The sequence below is a fragment of the Nocardia sp. MH4 genome (genome assembly GCF_019266065.1).
Taxonomy (GTDB): Bacteria; Actinomycetota; Actinomycetes; order Mycobacteriales; family Mycobacteriaceae; genus Nocardia; species Nocardia canadensis.
Window position 1 is genome coordinate 226847 of the sequence record NZ_LPNR01000112.1, and the last position, 22158, is coordinate 249004.

Genomic DNA, 22158 nt, shown 5'->3' on the forward strand with positions numbered 1-22158 from the left:
GTCCGGCGCGGCTACCAGTCCCCGTCTTGGACCTTCTTGCCGCCCAGCGGGATCACCGGAAGTGGTTGTTCGATAGGCGGATTGGGCTGCTCGTCGGCCAGCCAGTGGCCGGTGGGTTTCACCTCCGCCAGTTCGGAGGACGGTGCCAGGTCGTCGGCGTCGGCGCCGTAGTAGTCGAACCACGGCAGATTGTGCTGGGCGTAGGCCTGGGCGGTGATCGGCGTCGGCGGCGCCGGTTCCCCGGTGATCTGCTGCCATTCGGCGGCGGAGGCGAGGTGGACGAAGACGCGACCGTCGGCCTCGGTGCGATAGTCCGCGATCGGCCTGCGGTCGGCGAAGATCTCCTGCCGCATGGTGCCACCCGCGCCGAGTCCCATCTTCCGCGCCGCGCCACGCATCCGGGCGGCGCTGGTGGGGGCCGCGGGCGGGGCCGAGCCCGGTGCCGGTCCGGAGTACATCGCGCCGGGCGGCGGCGCACTGACCGGCATCGGCGCGCCGTAGACCGGCTCCCCGGACTGCCAGGGCGGGGTGGGCATCGCGCGCAGCGCACGCTGTCGCGCCTCCGCGGCGGCGAGCCAGGCGGCGTGCGCGGTGTCGGTGAGCCCGTGGACGGCGAGCTGGACGCCACCCCACTGCTCGACGCCGGTCACCTGACCTTCGACGGTCGCGCCGAGCCCGAGCGGTACGGCGACGAACTGCCGGACGGTGCCGTCGCCGGAGTTGATGCCGTCCATCCACGGCTGTTCGGGCAGCGCGAGATAGTTCTGCGGGTCCTGGCCGAGGGCGTCGCTCCACGGCTTCCCGGAGACCGCGCAGACCTTGCCGACGCCGACCTTCAGCGCCGCGGGCACGGTCGCGGAGAACCGCAACCACATCGCCTCACGCTGGTACACCGGCAGCATCACCCCGCCGCGTCGGCGCCACTCCTCGGGCACGGTATCGGGGTAGTCGGCGACTCGGCGCAGTGGAAAGCTGCCGAGGCCCGGTGGCAACGGATAGGTGCCGGTCTCCGGCAGCCGCAAGGTGCGCACGAACGTCACCCGCACCCCGCCCGGCAGTTCGAGCGCGTCTCCCGACAGCGTCACTTCCGTTGCCATGTCCCACCCCTTCGTTCGTGGGTGCGTACCCGATGGACCCGCCCCTGTCGACGACCGTACCCGCGGTGACCGGGACCGTCCACGATGTCGTCCTCAGCGCCGGGGCGGTAACCCGAACTCGGCGCGGATGCCCGCGAACAGGATCTGGACCCGGTCGCCGAAGGTGATGGCGGCTTCGTTCAGCGCCGCGAGCGCGCCCTGGAGCGGATCGGCCAGGCGCGCGTGGAACAGGGTGTTGACGGCGAAGTGCGGGCACCGGAGCGCAGGGCGGCGAGCGCGGGCCGGGCCCACGGACGGTCGGGGAGTCCGGCGTACTCGTAAGCTCGCTCGGCGCGGGAACCGTGGCCGCCGAGGTGACCGGCGAAGGCAGCGTGGCGACGGCCCGGCGACTACGCGGCGACGGCGTCGACGGGCGGATCGGGGTCCTCGATGTCGCCTCGGCGCGCAATTCCGGTGGCGGGTACCTGCGTGGCGCACGCGCCCAGGAGGAAGACCTGTGCCGCAGCGCGTTGCTGTACACCTGCCTGATCGAAGCCCCGGATTACTATGCGGCGCACCGTGCGTCGACGGATCCGGCCCACAGTCACCGGTGATCGTCTCGCCGGAGGTGCCGGTGATCCGCGACGATCGGGGCGAGCTGGCCGAGCCCTTTCCGGTCACCTTCCTGACCTCGCCCGCGCCCAATGCCGGCGAACTGGCGCGCCGGGCCGATACCGTCGACCTGCCGGTGCTGCCGGCCGAGCGGGCCGATCGCGCGGCCTTCGAAGCGCGCTTCGGGGTCACGCGCTAGCGACCGAGAATGGCCAGCTACGGCCCGATCGCGGCGTGAAAGGCGTCGGTTCCGGTCTCGAGCGGGTCGATCAGGTGCGCCAGGAACAAGCGGGTCGCGGGGGTGGGCGTCGGTGTCGTGACCGCGTGCCAGGCCCGATCCAGCGGGGTGCCCGGCACGTCGATCGTGTGCAGCGCACCGGATTCCAGATGCTCGCCGACGGCATCGGAATGGATGAGGGTGATGCCGAGGCCTTCGCGGGCGGCGGCGATGACCGCGCCGTGCGACCCCAGCGTCAGGGTGGGCGGGTCGATCTGGAGACGGTCGATCAGCGCGAGAGTCGCTTCGCGGGTGCCGGAACCGTTGCCGCGCAATAGCCAGGTGTCGTGGCGCGGGTCGTGGGCGTCGTTCGCGCCGACGACGACGAGGGTGCTCGGCCGCCGCGCCTGGATGACCAGGTTGGCCTCGTGCGGGGGCCGACCGGCGATGACGAGATCGGTCTCGTGGTGCTGCAATTCGAGAAACAGCACGTCACGGGGCTGGATCGACAGGCTCAGTTCCACATCGGGGTAGCGGTGCCGAAACGACGCCAGCGGACGCAGCACCACCGATTCGCCCGCCGTGGCGACGACGCCGATCCGTAGCCGGCCCGCTTCGGCCTGGCGGACCGCAGCGTGGGCTTCCTTCATTAAGCCCAGGATCCCGCGGCAGTACTCGGCGTAGACCCGCCCCGCCTCGGTGAGCGCGATCCCGCGCCCCGCGCGGGTGATGAGTTTGGCGCCGAGCTGCTTCTCGACATGGGCGACCGCGGCGGAGACGGCCGCTTCGGTGACGTGCAACTGGGCGGCCGCGCGGCGGATGCTGCCCAGCCGGGCGACCGCGAGGAAGGTTTCCATCCGCCCCGCGCTCACCCTGCCCATTACCCGACGGTAGCAAACTCAACGTTTCGGTTGAGCGTTCCCTGAAACATTCACATTGTTTGCCGCCCGACCGGGCCTCATCCTGGAATTCGCAAGGCGTACACCGGATTCCACAGGAGGAACGATGGCGGAAGAAACCGAACGGGATCGTTGGGATCCGGGCGTACAGTCCTACGCGTCGATGGGATATTACGCGCCGGACTACGTGCCCGCCGATACCGATGTGCTCGCGGTGTTCCGGGTGACTCCGCAGCGGGGCGTCGATCCGATCGAGGCAGCGGCCGCTGTCGCCGGTGAATCCTCCACTGCGACTTGGACTGTCGTGTGGACCGACCGGCTCACCGCCCACTCGAAGTATCAGGCGAAGTGTTACCGGATCGACGAGGTGCCGGGCAGGCCCGGCGAGTACTTCGCCTACATCGCCTACGATCTGGATCTTTTCGAGGAAGGGTCGATCACCAACCTCACCTCCTCGATCATCGGTAATGTGTTCGGATTCAAACCGCTGCTCGCGCTGCGGCTCGAGGACATGCGTATTCCGGTGGCCTATGTCAAGACCTTCCAGGGCCCGCCGCACGGCACGGTGATGGAGCGCGAATATCTCAACAAATACGGCAGGCCGCTGCTGGGCGCGACGGTGAAACCGAAACTCGGTTTGTCCGCCCGGAATTACGGCCGGGTGATCTACGAGGCCTGCAAGGGGGGTCTCGACTTCACCAAGGACGACGAGAACATCAACTCCCAGCCGTTCATGCGCTGGCGCGACCGGTACCTGTTCGCGATGGAGGGCGTGAACCGGGCGATGGCCGAGACCGGCGAGATCAAGGGCCACTACCTCAATGTCACCGCTGCCTCCATGGAGGACATGTACGAGCGGGCCGAGTTCGCCAAGGAACTCGGGTCGGTGGTCATCATGATGGACCTCACCGTCGGCTACACCGCCATGCAGTCGATGTCGAAGTGGGCGCGGCGCAACGGGGTGCTGCTGCACCTGCACCGGGCGGGACACTCGACGTTCACCCGGCAGAAGACGCACGGCGTGAGCTTCCGCGTGCTGGCGAAGTGGTGCCGGCTGATCGGTGTGGACCATGTGCACGCCGGCACCGTGGTGGGCAAATTGGAAGGCGATCCGGCGACCACCCGCGGTTTCTACGACACGTTGCGGGAGAACCACATTCCGACCGACCTCGGCAACGGCATCTTCTTCGATCAGGACTGGGCGAGCCTGCCCGGTGTGATGCCGGTGGCCTCGGGTGGTATCCACGCCGGCCAGATGCATCAGCTGCTCGATCTGTTCGGTGACGACGTCATCCTGCAGTTCGGTGGCGGCACCATCGGCCATCCGCTCGGCATCGCGGCGGGCGCCGAGGCCAACCGGGTCGCGTTGGAAGCGGTCGTCAAGGCCCGCAACGAGGGTCGCGATCTGCTCAAGGAAGGCCCCGACGTGCTGCGCACGGCGGCCTCGACCTGTCGTCCGCTGGAGGTCGCGCTGTCGACCTGGGGTGATGTCACCTTCGATTACACGTCCACCGACGCACCCGACGCGGTGCCGACACCGAGCCTGTAGGGAGCACCATGTATCTGCGACACGGGACGTTCTCGTATCTGCCCGAGCTCACCGACGCCGAGATCGCGGCCCAGGTGCGCTACGCGCTGCTCAACAACTGGCCGGTCTCGATCGAGTACACCGACGACCCGCACCCACGCAACACCTATTGGGAGATGTGGGGGCTGCCACTGTTCGACCTCGACGAACCCGATGGGGTCATGGCCGAGATCAACGCCTGCCGGGCCACGTTCCCCCGGCACTACGTGCGGGTCACCGCCTACGACGCGACCTACACGAAACAGACGACGGCGCTGAGCTTTCTGGTGCAGCGCCCCGCGGAGGAGCCCGGTTTCGAGCTGGCGCGCACCGAGGGGCCGGATCGGCGCCAGATCTACAGCGTGCGGTCCTACGCCACCGGTCGTCCGCAGGGACAGCGGTATGGCGGCTGACGGGTCCGCTTCGGGATTCCGGTTGCCGCGGCCGGGCGTCGGTGACGCCCGGCCGTCGCGCCCGCCCGCCGAGGGCGCCACCGCGACCGAGGAACTGCTGAGCGAGGACGCGCTGTTGGATCTTTCCCTCGACCTGGCCGGGCACGACGTGGCCGAAACACTGGCCGCGCTCGACGCCGAGCTGATCGGCCTGGCGAATGTGAAGGAGCGGGTGCGCGAGATCGCCGCACTGCTGATGATCGACCGGGCGCGGCGGCGCTTCGGGCTCGAATCCTCGCGCCCGACCATGCACATGAGCTTCACCGGCGGGCCCGGCACCGGCAAGACGACGGTGGCGTTGCGGATGGCCCAGATGCTGCACGCGCTGGGCTACATCCGCAAACCCAAGGTGCACACGGTGACCCGCGACGACCTGGTCGGCCAGTTCATCGGCCACACCGCGCCCAAGACCAAGGAGGCGATCGCCAAGGCCGCGGGTGGGGTGCTGTTCATCGACGAGGCCTACTACCTGTTCCGGCCGGAGAACGAGCGCGACTACGGGCAGGAGGTCATCGAGATCCTGCTGCAGGAAATGGAGAGCGAGCGGGCGAACCTGGTCGTCATCTTCGCCGGCTACCCGGACCGGATGGACCGGTTCTTCTCCGCCAACCCGGGCCTGTCTTCGCGGGTGGCCCACCACCTGGAGTTCGCCGACTACACCCACGGTGAACTGATGGGCATCGCCGAACTGATGGTGGCGGGGGAGAACTTCCGGTTCGACGCGGCGGCCCACGTCGCGTTCGCGGAGTACCTGACCGTGCGGATGACCAAACCGCGATTCTCCAACGCGCGCAGCGTGCGCAACGCGATCGACCGGTGCCGGCTGCGGCAGGCCAAGCGGCTGGTCGAGGCGGCGCGACCGCTGTCGAGGACCGACCTGATCACACTGTGCGACCGGGACGTCTACGGCAGCAGCGTGTTCGACGAGACGGTGCAGGAGGTGGCCACGACGCCATGCCCAACGGATTGAAGACCCTCACCCGCTACACGATCGAGGAGGAACACCGTCATCCCGGTTCGTCGGGGGAGTTCTCGGCGCTGGTCAACGTGGTGGCCACGGCGACGAAGATCATCGCCAATCAGGTGACGCGCGGCGCGATCATCAGCTCGACCAGCGACGCGGAACCGTTGTCGGTCAGTGCCCGCCTCGACGTGCTGACCGATGAGATCATGGTGGCGCAGACCCAGTGGACGGGGCATCTGTCGGGGTTGCTGTCCGAGCAGCGCGCCACCGCGCTGCCGGTGCCGGCGACACAGCGGCGCGGGAAGTATCTGCTGGCCTACGACGCGCTGGACGGGTCGAGCAATATCGACGTGAATCTGCCTGTCGGTTCGATCTTCAGCATTCTGCGCGCGCCGCAGGCGGTGCTCGACGGGACGGCCGAACCGGTCGACGCCGATTTCCTGCAGCCGGGGGTGCGGCAGGTCTGTGCGGGGTTCACCCTGTACGGGCCCGCGACGATGCTGGTGCTCACCACCGGCAGCGGCGTGGACGGGTTCACCCTGGACCGCGAGATCGGCGCGTTCGTGCTGACCCATCCGCGCATGCGGATTCCCGAGGACACTTCGGGTTTCGCGATCAACGCCGCCAACGAGCGGTTCTGGGAGCGGCCGGTGCGCCGCTACGTGCAGGAGTGCCTGCAGGGGCTGGACGGGCCGCGGGGGCGTGATTTCAATATGCGCTGGGTCGCGTCGCTGGTGGCCGACACCTTCCACATCCTGACCAGGGGCGGGGTGTACCTCTATCCGCGAGACACCCGCAACCCGGCGCGACCGGGGCGGGTGTCGCTGCTGTACGGAGCGAATCCGATCGCCTTCATCGTCGAGCAGGCGGGCGGGGCGGCGACCACCGGGCACGACCGGGTGATGCTCGTGCCGCCGGCGGAGGTGCATCAGCGGGTGCCGTTCATCTTCGGCTCCCGCACCGAGGTTCTGCGCATCGAGCGCTATCACTCCGAGCCGGACGCGGGCCCAAGCTTCGACAGTTCGCTGTTCGGCACGCGGTCACTGTTCCGTCCGGCCAAGCACGATCAGCGCACTTAGGAGTCGCCCATGTCGGTCAAGCATCCCGTTGTCGCGATCACCGGGTCCTCCGGCGCGGGAACGACGAGTGTCACCCGTACGTTCGAGGAGATCTTCCGCCGCGAGGGGATCAGCGCGGTGGTGGTGGAAGGTGATTCGTTCCACCGGTTCGACCGCGCGGAAATGAAGATCGCGATGGCCGAGGCCGAGCAGCAACGCAATACGACGTTCTCCCATTTCGGCGAGGATGCCAATCTGCTGCCCGAATTGGAAGCGCTGTTCCGGGAATACGGCGAATCCGGCGTCGGGCAGGTCCGCAAATATCTGCACGACGACGAGGAGGCGAAACCGTACGGGCAGCCCGCGGGTACCTTCACCCCGTGGGAGGATCTGGCGCCCGGCAGTGACCTGCTGTTCTACGAGGGATTGCACGGAGCGGCGGTCACCGACGCCGTCGACGTCGCCCAATACACCGATCTGCTGGTGGGGGTGGTGCCGATCATCAATCTCGAGTGGATTCAGAAGGTGTACCGGGACAAGACCCATCGCGGGTATTCCAGTGAGGCGGTGATCGACACGATCTTGCGGCGGATGCCCGATTACGTGAAATACATCTGTCCGCAGTTCTCGCGGACCTATGTGAACTTCCAGCGGGTGCCGACCGTCGACACGTCGAATCCGTTCATCGCGCGCAGTATTCCGACTGCCGACGAGAGTTTCGTGGTGATCCGGTTCGCCGATCCGAAGGTGATCGACTTCCCGTATCTGCTGTCGATGCTGCACGATTCGTTCATGTCGCGGCCGAATTGCATCGTGGTGCCCGGCGGCAAGATGGAACTGGCCATGCAGCTGATCTTCACCCCGCTGATCCTGCGGCTGATGGACAAACGGCCCAAACGGCTCGTGTGAGGGCGGCCGCCGTCACCGGATGGCTACCGGGCTGTGGCGGTGGTACTCGGCGACAGCGGTGAAGGCGGCTTTGGGCTCCCAGTGCATGTTCGGGTAGGTCCGGCCCGGGTGGTCGAGGACGGCGACGATGCCATAGCTGGCGAGGTCGAGGTCGTCGCGGGGGTCGCCGTCCGCGCGGTGCGGCATGTCGTAGAGAGCGAAGAGGAACACGAACGTTGTGTCGATGCCGCTGTCGTCGAACAACTCCAGCAGCTCGGCGAGATAGGCGGCCTGGCCTGCTTCGTCGCGGTCGACATCGGCGGTGAGGCGGATCGGGCCGGGGTTGCACTCGACGATGTCGAGGCCGTTGGCGCCGACATCGCCGGCGCCGCGGAAGGTAGCGGCGCCGAATTCGGTGACGGCCACCGGCTTTCCCTGGGCGACGATGTCGCGGATGCCGTCGGCGAAGCGGTCGGCCACCTCGGCGGAGCGATAGAGGTCCAGGGAGACCATATCGAACAGGTCCCAATCGACGCGCTCGAGCGGGATCGCGGCATAGGTCAGCGTGCCGCCGAACCGCTGGCGGATCAGCGGCACCGCGGTGTGGAAGAAGTCGTTGAGCCGGGTGCCGACCTGCAGTACCACCTTCGGGAGCGCGTCGGACGCGGTGAGGCCGGCGACTCGCTCGCGCACGGTGGCGCCGGCGAGGAAGCCGATGTTCATGATGCTGATCTCGGCGCCGGTGACGAAGACGACCTCGGCTCCGCGACGCCGGAGTCGCTCCGCGCGGTCGGCGCAGTCGAGCAGGAGCGCCACCATCTCCTCGGCGGTCTGTTCCAGCGGATAGGGCGAGAACCACACCTCCAGACCGAGGTCGGCGGCCAAGCCCGCAGCGATCTCGAGGCGGTCGGCGTCGCCGCCCACGAGCCGGACCGCGAGGACGCGATCCTGCGTGCCGCGGCGGCGGAGCTGAGCGAGGGCGGCTACGCCCGGCTGACCATGGACAAGGTCGCCCAGCGCGCGGGGACCAACAAGAACGCCCTCTACCGCCGCTGGCCGAATCGGCTCGCCCTCGGCATTGCGGCCTACCGGCTCCTGACGACCACCGTCGACATCCCCGACACCGGCGACCTGCGCGCCGACGCGCTGGAACTGCTGCGCCGAGCCAATCGGCACTGGAGTTCGGCACTCGGTGCGATCATGCGCGAACTACTCGCGGCGGCGGGCGGCGCCGCCGAACTGCTCGCCCAGCTGCCCGAACAGTCGGTCGACGCGACGGCGGCCACCTGGCTGACCGTGCTGGGCTTCGCGGTGGCGCGCGGTGAGGCGGCCCCGGAATGTCTGCATCCGCGAGTCGCCACCGTGGCGATCGTGCTGCTGCGCAACGAGTTCGTGCTGCGAGGCGTGCCGACCGCGCCCGACGACGTCCTCGTCGAGATCATCGACGAGGTGTATCTGCCGCTGGTCCGCCGGCGCGGTCGCGGGTGAGCGCGGTCAGTCGGGGAGCATCGGAACCGACAGGCCTTCCCCGGTGGTGAGCAGTGTGGCGCGGGTGACGGCGGCCGAGCCGAACCGGCGGCGCAGATCGTCGAGGGTCGCGTCGAGCGTGTTCTCGGCGCGGGGTTCCAGCGGGAGGGTCAACTGCATGGTGTCGGCGTCGTCGAGATTGGTCAGCGACAATCCGATGAGTGTGATTCCGCGTTCGGCGATCAGCGGCTGCGCGGTGTCGAGCAGCAGGCGGGCGGCGTGGCGCAGCGACACGGTGGCGTCGGTGGCCTCGACCAGGGTGTGTGAGCGGGTCGCGCGGGTGAAGTCGTCGAAGCGCAGTCGCAGGATGACGGTGCGGCACACGCGATCCGCGGCGCGCAGCCGTCGGCCCAGCCGGTCGGTGAGACCGTCGAGGTAGGCCGCGATCTCCTCCGGGGTGCGGTGGCGGCGGCCCAGCGCGCGCTGCGCACCGATCGAGCGCCTGCGCTTGCCGGTCTCCACCCGTCGCGGATCGCGGCCCCACGACAGCGCGAACAGATGCCGTGCCGCGCCCGGCCCGAGGATGGCGCGCAGATGCGGTTCACCGAGTTCGGCGAGCTGCCCGACCCGGGTGATGTTGTTCTCGTGCAGGGTCGCGGCGGTCACCGCGCCGACGCCCCAGAGTCGTTCCACCGGCAGCGGGTGCAGGAAGTCGAGCTCGCGGCCCGGCTCCACCAGCCGCAGCCCGTCGGGTTTGGCCACCGCGGAGGCGACTTTGGCGAGGAACTTGTTGCGGGCGATGCCGACGGAGATCGGCAGCCCGACCTCGCTGCTGATCCGGGCGCGCAGAGCACGGGCGATCTCGATCGGCTCGCCGCTGATCCGCCGCAACCCGCCCACGTCGAGGAAGGCTTCGTCGATCGAGATGCCCTCCACGATCGGGGTGGTGTCGTGGAAGACCGCGAACACCGCCTTACTCGCCGCGGCATAGGCCGACATCCGCGGCGGCACCACCACCGCGTGCGGACACAGGCGCAGTGCCTGTCCGGCGTTCATCGGTGTCCGGATGCCGAACGCCTTGGCCTCGTAGCTCGCGGCGAGCACCACCCCGCCGCCCACGATGACGGGCTTGCCCCGCAACCACGGCTGATCGCGTTGCTCGACCGAGGCGTAGAACGAATCCAGATCGGCGTGCAGGATCGACGCCTCGGCGCGGGTCTGGATGCGCTGGCGGCGGGGCGTAGCGGAGTCGGACACGAACATATGTTCGCATCGGGGTCCGACAGGTGGGGTTGCCGCGCGATAGCGGTCTCACCGAGCCTCACCCGGTAATGTGAAGCCGGTTTCGGCGAGTCGGCGATGATGAGGGAGACGGTAGGCGGTGCGTGGTTTCGGTGATCTCGAGGCGGTGCTGATGGACCGCCTCTGGGATCGCGATGTGGACTCGACCACCGTGCGCGAACTGTTCGACGAACTCGCCGCCGAACGCGATATCGCCTACACCACGGTCATGTCGACCATGGACAACCTGCATCGCAAGGGATGGCTGGCCAGGGAACGCGACGGTCGCGCCTACCGGTATTGGCCGACGATGACCCGCGAGGAACACAGCGCCCAGCTCATGCACGAGGCGCTCGGGATCGGCGGCCGGTCCGATCTCGTGCTGAGTCATTTCGTCGACCGGATCAGTGACGACGAATTCGCCGGATTGCGGGCCGCGTTACGCCGGGTCGCCACCCGGCGCGCGGAGGAGAACTAATGCTCGAAGTCGGGTGGGACCAGGTTTTCGCCTGGCGGTTGCGCAGGCAGTTCGTCGCCGAGCCCAGCACAAGCGGGGTCGAGACGATCGCTGCCCGGCTGGCCGGGGTGCAGGCGCAGGTCGCCTCGGCGGCGGAGACGGCCGTCGCGATCCGCAGCGGTGACGCGGCGCCGACCGCGGTGGCCGACGCGCTCGGCGCGGGCACGCTCGTCAAGACCTGGGCGATGCGCGGCACCCTGCACGCGATGGTCCCCGACCAGGCCGCGGCAGCGCTGTCGCTGATCGGCGCGGCGCGCACGTGGGAGAAGCCCTCGTGGCAGAAGACCTTCGGCGCCACCCCCGAGCAGGTGGCGGCGCTGGTGGAGGTGGTCTCCGCGGTCCTGGCCGACCGGGTCCTCACCCGCGAGGAACTCGTCGACGCCGTGCTCGCCGAGCCCGGCTTCGCCCACCTCGGCGAGCAGCTGCGCTCCGGCTGGGGCGCGGTGCTCAAGCCGCTGGCCTGGCAGGGTGCGCTGTGCCATGGTCCCGCGCGCGGTACGAAGATCACCTTCACCAGTCCCGGGCATCTGGTCCCCGGTTGGACCGGCGTTCCCGACCCCGAACTCGCCGCGCCGACCCTGATCAGTGCCTACCTCGGCGCGTACGGTCCGGCGACGCCGGAGGTCTTCGACGCCTGGCTCAGCCGCAACAGCCTGCGCAAGACCGTGGTCCGCGGTTGGTTCGCCGCGCTGGGCGACGCGCTGACAGAGGTCGACGTCGAGGGCCGCCGCGGCTGGATCCCGACCGAACTCGCCGACGAACTGGCCGATGCGCGCCTCGACGGCGCCGTTCACCTGCTCGGGCCTTTCGATCAGTACGTCCTGGGTCCCGGCACCGCCGATACCGCGCTGCTACCGGCCGAGCATCGGGCGAAGGTCAGTCGCACGGCCGGTTGGATCTCGCCGCTGGTCGTGGTCGACGGGCGGATCGCGGGGACCTGGGATCGCGTCGACGGCGAGGTCGTGGTGTCGATGTTCGACGGTGGACAGCTGCCCGCGCGGGCGCTGTCGTCGGCGGTGGCGGCGGTGCGAGAGGGCTGATCAGAGGCCGGATTTCGGATAATCCGGACACCGAACCAAGCGCTTGCTACGCTCGCGCGATGATCCCCACGATCGTCTGGGGCACCGGCAACGTAGGCCGAGCGGCCCTGCGTGCCGTGGCTGCCCACCCGGCGCTGGAACTCACGGGGGTGCTGGTGCACAACCCCGACAAGGTCGGGCGTGACGCCGGTACGCTCGCCGGACTCGACTACGGGCTGGGGGTGGCGGCCACCGACGACATCGACGCGCTGCTGGCCACCGGGCCGCGCGCGGTCGTCTACGCCGCCTCCGGCGATATCCGTCCCGACGAGGCCCTCGCCGACATCGTGCGCGCGATCCGCGCCGGTGCCGTCGTCGTCACGCCGGCCCTCTATGCCCTCTACGACCCGCGCAACGCACCCGCGGAGCTGCGTGACCCGGTGCTGGCCGCGATCGCCGAGGGTGGCGGTTCGCTGTTCGTCTCCGGCGTCGATCCCGGCTGGGGCAACGATGTGCTGCCGCTGTTGATCAGCGGGCTCTCGAGCACCGTCGAGGTGGTGCGCTGCCAGGAGATCTTCGACTACTCCACCTACGACCAGCCCGACTCGGTGCGCTATCTGGTCGGCATGGGACAGCCGATGGACTACCAGCCGCCGATGCTGCTGCCCTCGGTGCCCACCATGGTCTGGGGCGGGCAGGTCCGGCTCATGGCCAGGGCGCTGGGCGTGGAACTCGACGAGATCCGCGAGACGCTGGACCGGCGTGCACTCGATGCGACGGTGCAGACCGTGCAGATGGGTGACTTCGATGCGGGCACCCAGGGCGCGGTGCGCTTCGAAGTGCAGGGCATCGTCGACGGGGAGCCACGCATCGTCATCGAGCACGTCACCCGGATCCATCCCAGCTGCGCACCGGACTGGCCCACACCGCCCGACGGCGTCGGCGCGCACCGCGTGATCATCGAGGGCACGCCCCGCATCGAGGTCAGCGTCGAAGCCGCCGACGAGGGTGGCAACCGATCGGCGGGCGGTAACGCCACGGCGGTGGGCCGCTTGGTGAACGCCATCGACTGGCTGGTCGAGGCCGAACCCGGCCTCTACGACGCACTCGATGTGCCGCTGCGGGCAGCGGTCGGCAAACTCGGAAGGAAAACACCATGATCATCGACATTCCCGAAGGCAAGGACCCGATCGGCTACGTCTGGGGCGAGATGGTTCCCGGGATCGGTGTCGCCGCCGCCGCGTTCTCGCTGTCGGTCTACGAGCACTCGACCCTGGGGCTGCGCGAGTTCGAGGCGGCCAGGCTGCGGATCGCGCAGATCAACGGGTGCCTGTTCTGTCAGGACTGGCGCACCGAACGCGACGGGCAGAAGGTCGAGGCCGAGTTCGCCGACGCCGTCACGAACTGGCGCACCACCGAACTGTTCGACGAGCGCGCTCGGCTCGCCGCCGAATACGCCGAGCGCTACGCCACCGACCACCACAGTCTCGACGACGAGTTCTGGGCCAGGATGTTCGAGCACTACACCCAGACCGAGGTGGTCGAGCTCAGCATGAGCATCGGCTCGTGGCTGGCCTTCGGTCGACTCAACCGGGTTCTCGGCCTGGACACCGTCTGCGTGCTGCCCGGCCACTGACCGAGGCGCAGTAGGCTGCGGGCCGTGGTGGACTCTCCGGTACAGCAGCTGATCGACACCGTGGCCTGGGTACTGATCGAGGACGGGCGCATCCTGTGCGCGCGCCCCCGGGGCAAGGACGTCTTCTTCATCCCCGGTGGGAAACGCGAGGGCGCCGAAACCGATGTGGAGACGCTGGTGCGTGAGGTCGCCGAGGAGCTGAGCGTGGATCTGGCGCCGGAGAGCGCGGCCCATGTCGGCACCTACGAGGCCGCGATCTCCGATGGTCATCCCACCGTCGTGCGGATGGCTTGTTACACCGCCGACTATCGCGGTGTTCTCACCGCCAGCAGCGAGATCGAGGCACTGGCGTGGTTCGGCTATCGCGATCGTGACCTGGTGCCGCCGGTCGACCAATTGCTCTTCGACGACTTGGCGGCAGCGGGTTCGCTACGGTGAGCGCGCTCGGGCGGACGATCATCTACGCGCTGCTCGCGCTGCCCCTGGCCGTGTCACCGGTGCGGACCCGGCTCCGGGTGCCGCGCCTGCTCCTGCACGAACCCGTTTCCGCCCGGCGGGTCTCGGCGCTGCGCTGTGTGGTCCACTCCGTCCTGTCCGCAGGGGCCGGCGTGGTCGCCTGGTTTCTCACCCTGCTCGCCGGTCTGGTCCTGGTCCGCGGCCTCGCCTACCCGCTGGTCGCCGCGAACGCCTACGAAACCTCGTGGGGCGGGCCCACACTCGCCGGAGCCTGGGCCGTGCACGCCGCACTCGGCCTGCTGCTGGCTCCGGCCTTCCTCGGTGTCGTGGCTCTGCTCGGCCGCCTCGAATTACGGCTGACCCGCACCGTCCTCGGCCGCGACGGAACCTGGTGGACCATCCCGATCAGCCTCGCCCTCACCGCCGCGGGCGCGGTGTTCTTCGTCGCCTGGACCCACCAGATCTGATCGCGCTCAGGCGAATTCGCGGTCTCGTGGTGCGTCCTCGGGCATCATCACCGGATAGCGCACCAGCCGAAACCCGGTGACCGTGAGCCGCATCGGCCGCACCCGCCGGCGCGCCTCGCCCAGTTCGTCGGCGGTCGCCGGGCGCCGGGCGCCGCCGATCGCGGGGTTGCCGCGTCTCGGTGCGGGCACCAGGATCGGGTATCGCGCCGCTGCGCGGAGCCGCGACCCCGTTCTCGGTTCGACCTCGACCGGGAGCCGGTCCGCCTATCCGTGCGGTGCCGGTTCCAGCTCGGTGTCCTGCTTGGTCTCGGTCGGGTTCGTGGTGGGGCGGATGCCGAGGCCGATCAGGCCGGCCAGGACCGCGACTGCCGCGGTCACGTACCAGGCGCGGTGGAAGGCGTCGAGTGTGGCGGCGGGTGTCTCGGGGGTGCCGAGCAAGGCGACCAGGAGGGCGACGCCGATCGCGAGGCCGAGCTGGCGGGACATGCTCAGGACGGCCGACCCCGTCGCGAAGCGATGTGGGGCGAGGGTTCCCGCGCCCGCGGCGAAGGCGGTGGGCAGGGTGAGGCCGACGCCCAGGCCGGTCAGCAGCATTCCGCCGAGCAGTCCGGACGGGTAGTCCGGTGTCAGCTCGGCTGCCCGCGCCCACCACAGCAGTCCGCCGCCGAAGGCCAGCCCGCCGGCGGCGATCACCGGGCCCGCACCGACGCGGCCGATGATCCGGCCCGCCGCGATCGCGACGAACGGGACGAGCAGCGGCCCCGGCGCGATCGCGAGCCCGGTCCGCAGTGCCGACCAGCCCCACACGTTCTGCGCCCACAGTGTCACCGACAGCAACATGCCCGCGAACGCGATCTGGAACACGAGTGAATTGGCGCTCGCCAGCGTGAAATTCGGAGCGTGCAGCAGTGCCGGGTCCACCACCGGACTGTGGTGCCGCGCCGAGGACACGGCGAATACCCCACCGAGGACGATCGCCACCGCGAACGCGGCGAGCACTCCCGTCGACGTCCACCCCCACTCCGGGCCCTGCACCACGGCCAGGATGAACGACCCGACGGCGCCGATCAGCGTCACCGCGCCCAGCAGATCGGGCAGCGGGCCGCGCTCGGCGGCCGGGCGCGGCAGCGTGCGCGCACCGACCGCCAGGGCGGCCAGCCCGATCGGCACGTTCACCAGAAACACCCAGCGCCAATCGAGTTCGACGAGCAACCCACCGATCACCGGCCCCAGCGCGGCACCGAGACCACCGAACGCGACCCACAACCGCACCGCGCCCGCGCGCCGCTCGGGTGGTGTCGCGGCCAGCACCAGGGCCAGCGAAGACGGTGTCAGCAGCGCGCACCCGACGGCCTGGACGACGCGGAACCCGACGAGCGAGCCCACATCCCAGGCCACCGCGCACAGCGCCGAACCCGCGACGAAGACCGCGAGGCCGATCAGGAAGGTCGCGCGATTGCCGTTGCGGTCGCCGAGGCGGCCTGCGGGCACGAGCAGCGCGGCGAAGACGATCGCGTAGAGGTTGAGCACCCAGGACAGCCCGGTGAGCCCGGCGCCGAAATCGGTGGCCATGGCGGGCAGGGCGACATTGACGATGAACAGGTCCAGGCTCGACAGCAGGACGCCGGTGGAGACGACGGCGAGCACCACCCGGGGATCGGTGGGGCGCGCGGTGGCAACGGAATTCATGCGGAAGCTCTCGATCAGCCGAGGACGCGGCGGGTTTGGCGGGCGGTGGCGAGCAGGACTCCGTCGCGGTCCCAGATGTCGGTGTCGTCGACCGTCCAGCCGTCGCCGGCGCTGACCGCGGCGGCACGCACCAGTACGGGAGCCTCGGCGCGGCGGGCGGTGTCGGTGTGCAGTTGCAGCGACAGGGTGACGGTGGGCACCGCCACCGGGGCGGTGAGCAGTGGGAACAGTCCGGGCGGGAGCGCGTCGGCGAGCACGGCCAGGCTCGGCGCGTCCAGCGGCAGGGCGGGATCGAGCGCGATCCAGGCGCACATCATCGCCTCGTCGGCGCCGCTGAGCGGTAGCGGGCCCGCGGCGGGCCGGATGACGAAATGCGCACCGACCGGGACGATCTGCGGCGGCAACTGGAACAGCGCGCACTCCTGCGGGGCCGCGACGGTGGGTGCGGGCCGGGCGGAGTGGGCGGCGATCGCGGTCGTGCTCGCCGCGCCGAGGGTGATCGAGGCCGCGGCGACGGCCACGCCGTTCTGCTCGGCGACCACGTCGAGGATCGTCGTGCTGCGCCCGACGACGTGCTCGGTCGTGCGCAGGGTGAACGCGCCGGTCGCGGGCCTGCCGAGGAAGCGGATCTCGGCGGCGCGCACGGGCTGGTCGCGGGTGCTCGCGCGCTGGGCGGTCTCGATCAGCAGTCCGGCGAGCGCGCCACCGTGCGGGCCGGTCCAGCCCCGCCAGGAATCGTCGACGACGGCGTGCCAACGCCCCGATTCGGCGGCGGTGAGGGCGAATTCCGCACCCAACCGCCCAGTGAGTTTCATCATGCAACTTACGGTAGATGGGTGAGTTCTTTGACGCAACCCACTAGACTCGGGGTATGCGCCGCACCAGTTTCGAGGACATGAACTGCTCCCTGGCCCAATGCCTGGAGGTGGTCGGGGAGTGGTGGACGCTGCTGATCGTGCGTGACGCCCTGTTCGGGGTGACCCGTTTCGACGAGTTCCGCGACCGGCTCGGTATCGCCCGCAACGTGCTCACCCAACGCCTCGACGGCCTGGTCGAACACGGGATCATGACCAAGGAGCCCTATCAGGACAACCCGGTCCGCTACGACTACCTGCTCACCCCCAAGGGGCGCTCGCTGTGGCAGGTCGTCACCGCGATGCGGCAGTGGGGCGACGAATGGGCCGCGCCCGACGGCGCGCCGGTCGTGGCCGTGCATCGCGCCTGCGGTCACGTCGCCACCGTCGAACCGGTGTGCTCGCACTGCGGCGAGCGGGTGATCGGCCGGGATCTGACGCCGATCGACGGGCCCGGAGCCGGTCCGGTGTCGCTGCTGCCGACGCGCTGACCACGCCGGGGCGGGTTCGGCCGCGGCCCGCGGAGCGCGTGCGTACCGGGCGACGCCACTGTGAAGTGTGCCAAGGTGTGCGCGGTGTGGCGAGGAGTCCGCTAGCCTGCCGGGTGTCCGTTCCCCGAACGAAGGTGATCGAAAAGTGACTTCCGTGGTCGATGCCCCTGATATCGCGTCGAAGGTTGGGCATTACTACCGGGTCGACGACGTCTACGAGGTCGGCCGCGAGAAGATCCGCGAATATGCCCGCGCGGTACAGGATTTCCACCCCGCGCACTGGGACGAGGACGCGGCGCTCGCCCTGGGCTATCCGGGCCTGGTCGCGCCGCTGACCTTCGTCTCCATCCCGGCCATGGCCGCCAACCGGCCGCTGTTCGAGTCGGTCGTCGTCGGCTACGACATGTTCGTGCAGACCGAGCAGGTCTTCGAACAGCACAAGCCGATCGTCGCCGGTGACCGGCTGGTCGTCGACGTCGAACTGTCGTCGGTGCGCCGGATCGCGGGCAAGGACCTGATCACCGTCACCAACACCTTCGCCGACGAATCCGGCGAGACGGTGCACATCATGCACACCACGGTCGTCGGCATCACCGGCGAGGGCGTCGATCCCGAGATCACCAGCGCGGTGGAGAACGTGATGGTCCACGGCGTCAAGGTGTTCGGCAACAGCGACGCCTCGGCCCAGGAGCCGGTCGAGACCACCCTGCGCCCGGAAGGCGAGCTCCGGCTCTCGGTCGCCGGCGCGGCCCGCGTCCCCAGCACGACACTGGCGTTCGAGGAACTCACCGTCGGTGCCGAGCTGCCGCTGCGCGACGCGCACCTCTCGCGCGGTGACCTCGTCAACTACGCGGGCGTCTCCGGCGACAACAACCCGATCCACTGGGACGAGAGCATCGCCCGCCTCGCCGGCCTGCCCAACGTGATCGCACACGGCATGCTCACCATGGGTCTGGGCGCCGGTTTCGTCTCGACCTGGTCCGGCGATCCGGGCGCGGTGACCCGCTACGGCGTGCGGCTGTCGAACTACACCATCGTCGACTTCCAGAGCGGCGGCGGGGTGGAGTTCACCGGCCGGGTGAAGTCGCTCGACGCCGACACCAAGACCGCGGTGATCGCGATCGTCGCCAAGTCCGGTGGCCGCAAGATCTTCGGCCTGGCCACCACCACCCTGCGCTTCCGCTGATCCGATCGTGGTGAACCCGGACGGCCGGGTTCACCACGACGGGCGCATCAGCCGGACACGCCGATCCGGGCGTCCGCGGGGTCGGCCACGTCCTGCTCGACCACGACCGGGCCGACCCGCACCCAGGTGTTGTTGACCGCCGCGGTCCCGGTCAGCGGGTCGGCGCGGGACGGATCGTGCAGCAGATTGACGTTGACGCCCGGCTGCGCGGCGGCCACCTGCCAGCCGACGCCGGGTTCCTGATGGCCCCAGCCGTGCGGGATGGCGACCACGCCGGGGCGGATGTCGTCACTGACCTCCACGGGCACGACGATCGTCCCGACCGGCGACTCGACGCGCGCCGGATCACCGTCGCGCAGACCACGGGCGGTGGCGTCGTCGGGGTGGACCAACACGGTGCACCGGTCGCGGCCCTTCATCATGGACGGGATGTTGTGCAGCCAGGAGTTGTTGCTGCGCAGGTGGCGTCGGCCGATCAGTTGCAGGTCGTAGCCGTCGGTCGCCGCGGTGACGGTCTCGTCGAGGACGGTGCGGAGCGCGGCGAGGAAATCCGGCGGCGTCAGGTGCACTTTGCGGTCCTCGGTTCCGATCAGCTCGCGCAAGCGCGGCACCAACGGCCCCAGATCGACACCGCCTGCGGCGGCACGAATCCTGTTGACCGTCAACCCCTTCCGGCCCTTGCGCAGGATGCCGTGCGGTCCGGTGGCGATGGCGGCGGCGCTCAATCGCAGTGGGCTGAGCTGTTCGAGCACGGCGGTGAGCGCGCGGCCGGTGACCCGCCGTGCGGGCAGCGGCACCACCTCGGCGAGCAGGCGGGCCAGGATCTGCCAGTCCTCGAGTCCGTCGGCGGGCGGCTCGAACACGTGGGCGTCGAAGCGCGCGTTGTTGCGGACACTGAACACCGGGAACAGCAGGTTGAGATCCTCGCGTTCCAGCGGCGAGACCGGCGGCAGGATGATGTCGGCGTGGCGGGTGGTCTCGGTGATGTACATGTCGACGGCGACATAGAAGTCCAGTGAGTCCAGGGCCTCGTCGAGGCGGCCGCCCTGGGGTGTGGACAGCACCGGGTTGCCCGCGTAGGTGATCATCGCCCGGATCCGGTCCGGGCCGTCGGTGAGGATGTCCTCGGCCAGCACCGACACCGGCAGCTCGCCGCGGAAGGATTTCCGGGTGCCGGAGCGGTCGGTCCACGCGCCGTAGCCCATCGGCAGGTATTTGCCGTAGCGGGCGACGTCGACCGGCGGGGTCGCGAACATCTGCCCGCCCGCGCGATCGAGATTGCCGGTGACGGCGTTGATCGTGTTCACCAGCCAATGGGTCAGCGCGCCGGTGGTCTGCAGGCAGACACCGATGCGCGCGTACAGCACCGCCGAGGGTGCCGCGGCGTGGTCGCGGGCCAGGCGCCGGATGGTGTCGGCGTCGACGCCCGCGTGCGGTGCCATCCGGTCCGGGGTCGTGTCCGCGACCAGGTCGGTGAGCTGGTCCCAGCCCGCGCACTGCGCGCGGACCACCCGCTCGTCACACAGCCCCTCGGTGACCAGCACGTGCAGCATCCCCAGCAGCAGGTAGAGGTCGCCGCCGGGCCGCACCGCGACGTGCTCGTCGGCCAGCCGGGCGGTCTCGGTGCGCCGCGGATCGATGACCACGACGGTGCCGCCGCGTTTGCGCACATCCCGGATGCGCAGCTTCGCGCCGGGCATGGTGGTGATCGACCCGTTGGACACCGCCGGGTTGGCACCGAGCACCACCAGCCGGTCGGTGCGGTCGATATCGGCGATCGGCATCAGCACATTGGCGCCGAACATCCGCCAGGCGACGAATTCCTGCGGGAACTGGTCGATGGAGGACGCGGAGAAGAAGTTGCGGGTCGCCAGCGCGGCCCGCAACGCGATGCCGTAGATCACCGAGGAGCTGTGGGCGGCGGGGTTACCCATGTACATCCCGATCGCGCTGGGACCGTGGGCCGCGCGCACCGCCCGCAAGCGCTGTCCGATCTCGCGGAACGCCTCGTCCCAGCCGATCGGTTCGAAGGTGCCGCCGACGCGCCGGACGGGGGTGCGCAATCGGTCGGGATCGTGGTGCAGGCCGCCCATGGCGGTCGCCTTGGGACAGATGTAGCCCTTCGACAGCACGTCGTCGGGATTGCCCTCGATCCGCGTGACCTGCTCGTCTCGCACCGTCACCAGAATTCCGCAGTGTGCCTCGCACAGTGTGCACTGCCTCGCGATGGTCTTGCTGTTCACAGCTTCCCCGCCTTTCGCCGAACCGCTCGATCCACGCTAACCCGGCCGCAGCCCCCGCAGATCCGTCTACGGGCGGAAATTTCCGAGTGGTCACAGGTGGGCGGGCGTCGGCCTCGTGCGTTCGACTCGAATCACGGTGCTCGATCCGCCTGCTCGACACGGTTGGCCGCGCCCGCGAGGATAGGTCGATGTCGACACGCGAACTGGTCGTGCTCGGGACGGCGGGGGCTGTGCCGACGCGACGTCGTAACCACAACGGGTATCTCCTGCGCTGGGACGGCCGGGGCGTGCTGTTCGATCCCGGTGAGGGTACGCAGCGGCAGATGTCGCAGGCGGGTGCGTCGGCGACGGAACTGCGCTGGCTGTGCGTTACCCACTTCCACGGCGATCACTGCCTCGGGGTGCCCGGCATCGTGCAGCGGTTGGGGCGGGACGGCGTCCCGCATGACGTGCACGCGGTGTTTCCCGCCGACGGCGCCGACTACTGGGAGCGGCTGAAGTACGCGACGAGCTACTACGACGAGCCGCATCTGGTGGAACATCCGCTCAGCGGGCCCGGTGCAACGCTGCAGGGCGACGGTTTCACCCTCACCGCGCTGCCACTCGACCACAGCATCACCACCTACGGCTATCGGCTCGCCGAGCCCGACAGTCGGACGTTTCTGCCCGAACGTCTACGCGCGCACGGGATTTCCGGTGCGGCGGTCCGGGAACTGTCCGGGCCGCTGCTCGAGGAGTGCACGGTGCCCAGGCCGGGCCAGAAGGTGGCGTTCGTGATGGATACCCGCCTGTGCGACAACGTCTACGCGCTGGCCGAGGGCGTGGACATGCTCATCATCGAGTCCACGTTCCTGGACTCCGAGACCGACCAGGCCCGGGAACGCGGCCACCTCACCGCGCGGCAGGCGGGTGAGGTGGCCCGGTCGTGTGGGGTGCGAACCCTGGTCCTGACCCACTTCTCGGAACGCTACGGCGAAGGCGACGACCCGCTGTTCCTCGCGCAGGCCGATTTCCCCGAGGCCGTACTCGCGCACGATCTGGACCGGATCCCGTTGCCGGCCCGGCGGCCGGCTCGCTGAACCGTTACCGCTGGTAGTCCCGCACGAACGGCGTGTCCAC

The 22158-nt window shown here is 69.6% G+C and carries 26 protein-coding genes; 17 read left to right on the forward strand and 9 right to left on the reverse strand.

Annotation, left to right across the window (positions count from 1 at the left end; all coding sequences use genetic code 11):
- Positions 1–11: 11 nt before the first annotated feature.
- Both ATM97_RS23215 and ATM97_RS23220 read right to left on the reverse strand, forming a co-directional pair.
- The gene (locus ATM97_RS23215) at positions 12–1097 is read right to left on the reverse strand and encodes a hypothetical protein (protein WP_218720161.1); all 1086 of its coding nucleotides are present in this window, start codon (positions 1095–1097) and stop codon (positions 12–14) included.
- A gap of 93 nt (positions 1098–1190) precedes the next feature.
- Positions 1191–1388, reverse strand: coding sequence for a hypothetical protein (locus ATM97_RS23220; RefSeq protein WP_218720162.1), 198 nt, complete (start codon positions 1386–1388; stop codon positions 1191–1193).
- 50 nt (positions 1389–1438) lie between these two features.
- Here ATM97_RS23220 and ATM97_RS23225 point away from each other — a divergent pair, with 50 nt between their 5' ends.
- Together ATM97_RS23225 and ATM97_RS23230 are read left to right on the forward strand one after the other, a co-directional pair.
- The gene (locus ATM97_RS23225; protein WP_218720163.1) at positions 1439–1690 is read left to right on the forward strand and encodes a TIGR02452 family protein; all 252 of its coding nucleotides are present in this window, start codon (positions 1439–1441) and stop codon (positions 1688–1690) included.
- A complete protein-coding gene (locus ATM97_RS23230; RefSeq protein ID WP_218720164.1) occupies positions 1687–1887 on the forward strand; it encodes a hypothetical protein in 201 nt (66 codons plus the stop codon). The genes ATM97_RS23225 and ATM97_RS23230 overlap by 4 nt, the downstream gene beginning before the upstream one ends.
- 17 nt (positions 1888–1904) lie before the next feature.
- Here ATM97_RS23230 and ATM97_RS23235 read toward each other — a convergent pair whose 3' ends face one another.
- Complete coding sequence (locus ATM97_RS23235; RefSeq protein WP_255588260.1) at positions 1905–2786, reverse strand: LysR family transcriptional regulator; 882 nt, start codon at positions 2784–2786, stop codon at positions 1905–1907.
- 124 nt (positions 2787–2910) lie between these two features.
- Here ATM97_RS23235 and ATM97_RS23240 point away from each other — a divergent pair, with 124 nt between their 5' ends.
- From ATM97_RS23240 to ATM97_RS23260, 5 genes are read left to right on the forward strand one after another with little or no spacing between them, the layout of a single operon-like run.
- Positions 2911–4353 carry a form I ribulose bisphosphate carboxylase large subunit gene (locus tag ATM97_RS23240; protein WP_218720165.1) on the forward strand — a complete coding sequence of 481 codons (1443 nt, stop codon included), beginning with the start codon at positions 2911–2913 and terminating at the stop codon, positions 4351–4353.
- A gap of 8 nt (positions 4354–4361) precedes the next feature.
- Entirely contained in the window at positions 4362–4784 is a 423-nt protein-coding gene (locus ATM97_RS23245; RefSeq protein ID WP_218720166.1) for a ribulose bisphosphate carboxylase small subunit, read from the forward strand.
- The gene (locus ATM97_RS23250; protein ID WP_218720167.1) at positions 4774–5793 is read left to right on the forward strand and encodes an AAA family ATPase; all 1020 of its coding nucleotides are present in this window, start codon (positions 4774–4776) and stop codon (positions 5791–5793) included. The genes ATM97_RS23245 and ATM97_RS23250 overlap by 11 nt, the downstream gene beginning before the upstream one ends.
- The gene (locus tag ATM97_RS23255; RefSeq protein ID WP_218720168.1) at positions 5778–6866 is read left to right on the forward strand and encodes a class 1 fructose-bisphosphatase; all 1089 of its coding nucleotides are present in this window, start codon (positions 5778–5780) and stop codon (positions 6864–6866) included. The genes ATM97_RS23250 and ATM97_RS23255 overlap by 16 nt, the downstream gene beginning before the upstream one ends.
- Before the next feature lie 9 nt (positions 6867–6875).
- On the forward strand, positions 6876–7754 hold the full coding sequence (locus tag ATM97_RS23260; protein ID WP_218720169.1) for a phosphoribulokinase: 879 nt from the start codon (positions 6876–6878) through the stop codon (positions 7752–7754).
- 12 nt (positions 7755–7766) lie between these two features.
- Here the strand turns inward: ATM97_RS23260 and ATM97_RS23265 are convergent, their stop codons facing one another.
- Positions 7767–8657, reverse strand: coding sequence for a hypothetical protein (locus ATM97_RS23265; RefSeq protein ID WP_218720170.1), 891 nt, complete (start codon positions 8655–8657; stop codon positions 7767–7769).
- Positions 8658–8732: 75 nt separating this feature from the next.
- Between ATM97_RS23265 and ATM97_RS23270 the strand changes: the two genes are divergently transcribed.
- A complete protein-coding gene (locus ATM97_RS23270) occupies positions 8733–9221 on the forward strand; it encodes a TetR-like C-terminal domain-containing protein (protein WP_255588261.1) in 489 nt (162 codons plus the stop codon).
- Positions 9222–9227: 6 nt separating this feature from the next.
- Here ATM97_RS23270 and dinB read toward each other — a convergent pair whose 3' ends face one another.
- Positions 9228–10463, reverse strand: coding sequence for a DNA polymerase IV (gene dinB, locus ATM97_RS23275; RefSeq protein ID WP_218720171.1), 1236 nt, complete (start codon positions 10461–10463; stop codon positions 9228–9230).
- Positions 10464–10581: 118 nt separating this feature from the next.
- Here dinB and ATM97_RS23280 point away from each other — a divergent pair, with 118 nt between their 5' ends.
- From ATM97_RS23280 to ATM97_RS23305, 6 genes are read left to right on the forward strand one after another with little or no spacing between them, the layout of a single operon-like run.
- Entirely contained in the window at positions 10582–10959 is a 378-nt protein-coding gene (locus tag ATM97_RS23280) for a BlaI/MecI/CopY family transcriptional regulator (protein ID WP_308248596.1), read from the forward strand.
- Positions 10959–12038 (forward strand): winged helix DNA-binding domain-containing protein, encoded by a 1080-nt coding sequence (locus tag ATM97_RS23285; RefSeq protein ID WP_218720172.1) that lies wholly within the window; start codon positions 10959–10961, stop codon positions 12036–12038. Before ATM97_RS23280 ends, ATM97_RS23285 begins: the two co-directional genes overlap by 1 nt.
- A gap of 59 nt (positions 12039–12097) precedes the next feature.
- Positions 12098–13177, forward strand: a complete 1080-nt coding sequence (locus ATM97_RS23290; RefSeq protein ID WP_218720173.1) for a dihydrodipicolinate reductase — start codon at positions 12098–12100, stop codon at positions 13175–13177.
- The gene (locus ATM97_RS23295; RefSeq protein ID WP_218720174.1) at positions 13174–13653 is read left to right on the forward strand and encodes a carboxymuconolactone decarboxylase family protein; all 480 of its coding nucleotides are present in this window, start codon (positions 13174–13176) and stop codon (positions 13651–13653) included. The genes ATM97_RS23290 and ATM97_RS23295 overlap by 4 nt, the downstream gene beginning before the upstream one ends.
- 24 nt (positions 13654–13677) lie before the next feature.
- Complete coding sequence (locus ATM97_RS23300; protein ID WP_218720175.1) at positions 13678–14091, forward strand: NUDIX domain-containing protein; 414 nt, start codon at positions 13678–13680, stop codon at positions 14089–14091.
- Positions 14088–14576 (forward strand): hypothetical protein, encoded by a 489-nt coding sequence (locus tag ATM97_RS23305; RefSeq protein WP_218720176.1) that lies wholly within the window; start codon positions 14088–14090, stop codon positions 14574–14576. Before ATM97_RS23300 ends, ATM97_RS23305 begins: the two co-directional genes overlap by 4 nt.
- Before the next feature lie 6 nt (positions 14577–14582).
- On the opposite strand, the gene ATM97_RS23310 is transcribed toward ATM97_RS23305, so the two are convergent.
- From ATM97_RS23310 to ATM97_RS23320, 3 genes are all read right to left on the reverse strand, one after another.
- Positions 14583–14765 carry a hypothetical protein gene (locus ATM97_RS23310; protein WP_218720177.1) on the reverse strand — a complete coding sequence of 61 codons (183 nt, stop codon included), beginning with the start codon at positions 14763–14765 and terminating at the stop codon, positions 14583–14585.
- Positions 14766–14840: 75 nt separating this feature from the next.
- The gene (locus ATM97_RS23315) at positions 14841–16265 is read right to left on the reverse strand and encodes an MFS transporter (RefSeq protein WP_218720178.1); all 1425 of its coding nucleotides are present in this window, start codon (positions 16263–16265) and stop codon (positions 14841–14843) included.
- A gap of 14 nt (positions 16266–16279) precedes the next feature.
- Entirely contained in the window at positions 16280–17083 is an 804-nt protein-coding gene (locus ATM97_RS23320; RefSeq protein WP_218720179.1) for an acyl-CoA thioesterase II, read from the reverse strand.
- 53 nt (positions 17084–17136) lie between these two features.
- Between ATM97_RS23320 and ATM97_RS23325 the strand changes: the two genes are divergently transcribed.
- A complete protein-coding gene (locus tag ATM97_RS23325) occupies positions 17137–17610 on the forward strand; it encodes a helix-turn-helix domain-containing protein (protein WP_218720180.1) in 474 nt (157 codons plus the stop codon).
- A 145-nt stretch (positions 17611–17755) separates the two neighbouring features.
- A complete protein-coding gene (locus ATM97_RS23330) occupies positions 17756–18796 on the forward strand; it encodes a fused (3R)-hydroxyacyl-ACP dehydratase subunits HadA/HadB (protein WP_218720181.1) in 1041 nt (346 codons plus the stop codon).
- A 47-nt stretch (positions 18797–18843) separates the two neighbouring features.
- Here ATM97_RS23330 and ATM97_RS23335 read toward each other — a convergent pair whose 3' ends face one another.
- Positions 18844–21039: a molybdopterin oxidoreductase family protein gene (locus tag ATM97_RS23335; RefSeq protein ID WP_218720182.1), complete on the reverse strand. Its 2196-nt coding sequence runs from the start codon at positions 21037–21039 to the stop codon at positions 18844–18846.
- A 188-nt stretch (positions 21040–21227) separates the two neighbouring features.
- Between ATM97_RS23335 and ATM97_RS23340 the strand changes: the two genes are divergently transcribed.
- Positions 21228–22118, forward strand: coding sequence for a ribonuclease Z (locus ATM97_RS23340; protein WP_218720183.1), 891 nt, complete (start codon positions 21228–21230; stop codon positions 22116–22118).
- The last annotated feature ends 40 nt before the right edge of the window (positions 22119–22158 follow it).

Coding starts and splice junctions, on each gene's coding strand:
- ATM97_RS23215 (WP_218720161.1), bottom strand. CDS start 1,097: ATGGCAACGGAAGTGACGCTGTCGGGAGACGCGCTCGAACTGCCGGGC.
- ATM97_RS23235 (WP_255588260.1), bottom strand. CDS start 2,786: ATGGGCAGGGTGAGCGCGGGGCGGATGGAAACCTTCCTCGCGGTCGCC.
- ATM97_RS23240 (WP_218720165.1), top strand. CDS start 2,911: ATGGCGGAAGAAACCGAACGGGATCGTTGGGATCCGGGCGTACAGTCC.
- ATM97_RS23245 (WP_218720166.1), top strand. CDS start 4,362: ATGTATCTGCGACACGGGACGTTCTCGTATCTGCCCGAGCTCACCGAC.
- ATM97_RS23250 (WP_218720167.1), top strand. CDS start 4,774: ATGGCGGCTGACGGGTCCGCTTCGGGATTCCGGTTGCCGCGGCCGGGC.
- ATM97_RS23255 (WP_218720168.1), top strand. CDS start 5,778: ATGCCCAACGGATTGAAGACCCTCACCCGCTACACGATCGAGGAGGAA.
- ATM97_RS23260 (WP_218720169.1), top strand. CDS start 6,876: ATGTCGGTCAAGCATCCCGTTGTCGCGATCACCGGGTCCTCCGGCGCG.
- ATM97_RS23270 (WP_255588261.1), top strand. CDS start 8,733: ATGGACAAGGTCGCCCAGCGCGCGGGGACCAACAAGAACGCCCTCTAC.
- dinB (WP_218720171.1), bottom strand. CDS start 10,463: ATGTTCGTGTCCGACTCCGCTACGCCCCGCCGCCAGCGCATCCAGACC.
- ATM97_RS23285 (WP_218720172.1), top strand. CDS start 10,959: ATGCTCGAAGTCGGGTGGGACCAGGTTTTCGCCTGGCGGTTGCGCAGG.
- ATM97_RS23290 (WP_218720173.1), top strand. CDS start 12,098: ATGATCCCCACGATCGTCTGGGGCACCGGCAACGTAGGCCGAGCGGCC.
- ATM97_RS23295 (WP_218720174.1), top strand. CDS start 13,174: ATGATCATCGACATTCCCGAAGGCAAGGACCCGATCGGCTACGTCTGG.
- ATM97_RS23315 (WP_218720178.1), bottom strand. CDS start 16,265: ATGAATTCCGTTGCCACCGCGCGCCCCACCGATCCCCGGGTGGTGCTC.
- ATM97_RS23320 (WP_218720179.1), bottom strand. CDS start 17,083: ATGATGAAACTCACTGGGCGGTTGGGTGCGGAATTCGCCCTCACCGCC.
- ATM97_RS23325 (WP_218720180.1), top strand. CDS start 17,137: ATGCGCCGCACCAGTTTCGAGGACATGAACTGCTCCCTGGCCCAATGC.
- ATM97_RS23340 (WP_218720183.1), top strand. CDS start 21,228: ATGTCGACACGCGAACTGGTCGTGCTCGGGACGGCGGGGGCTGTGCCG.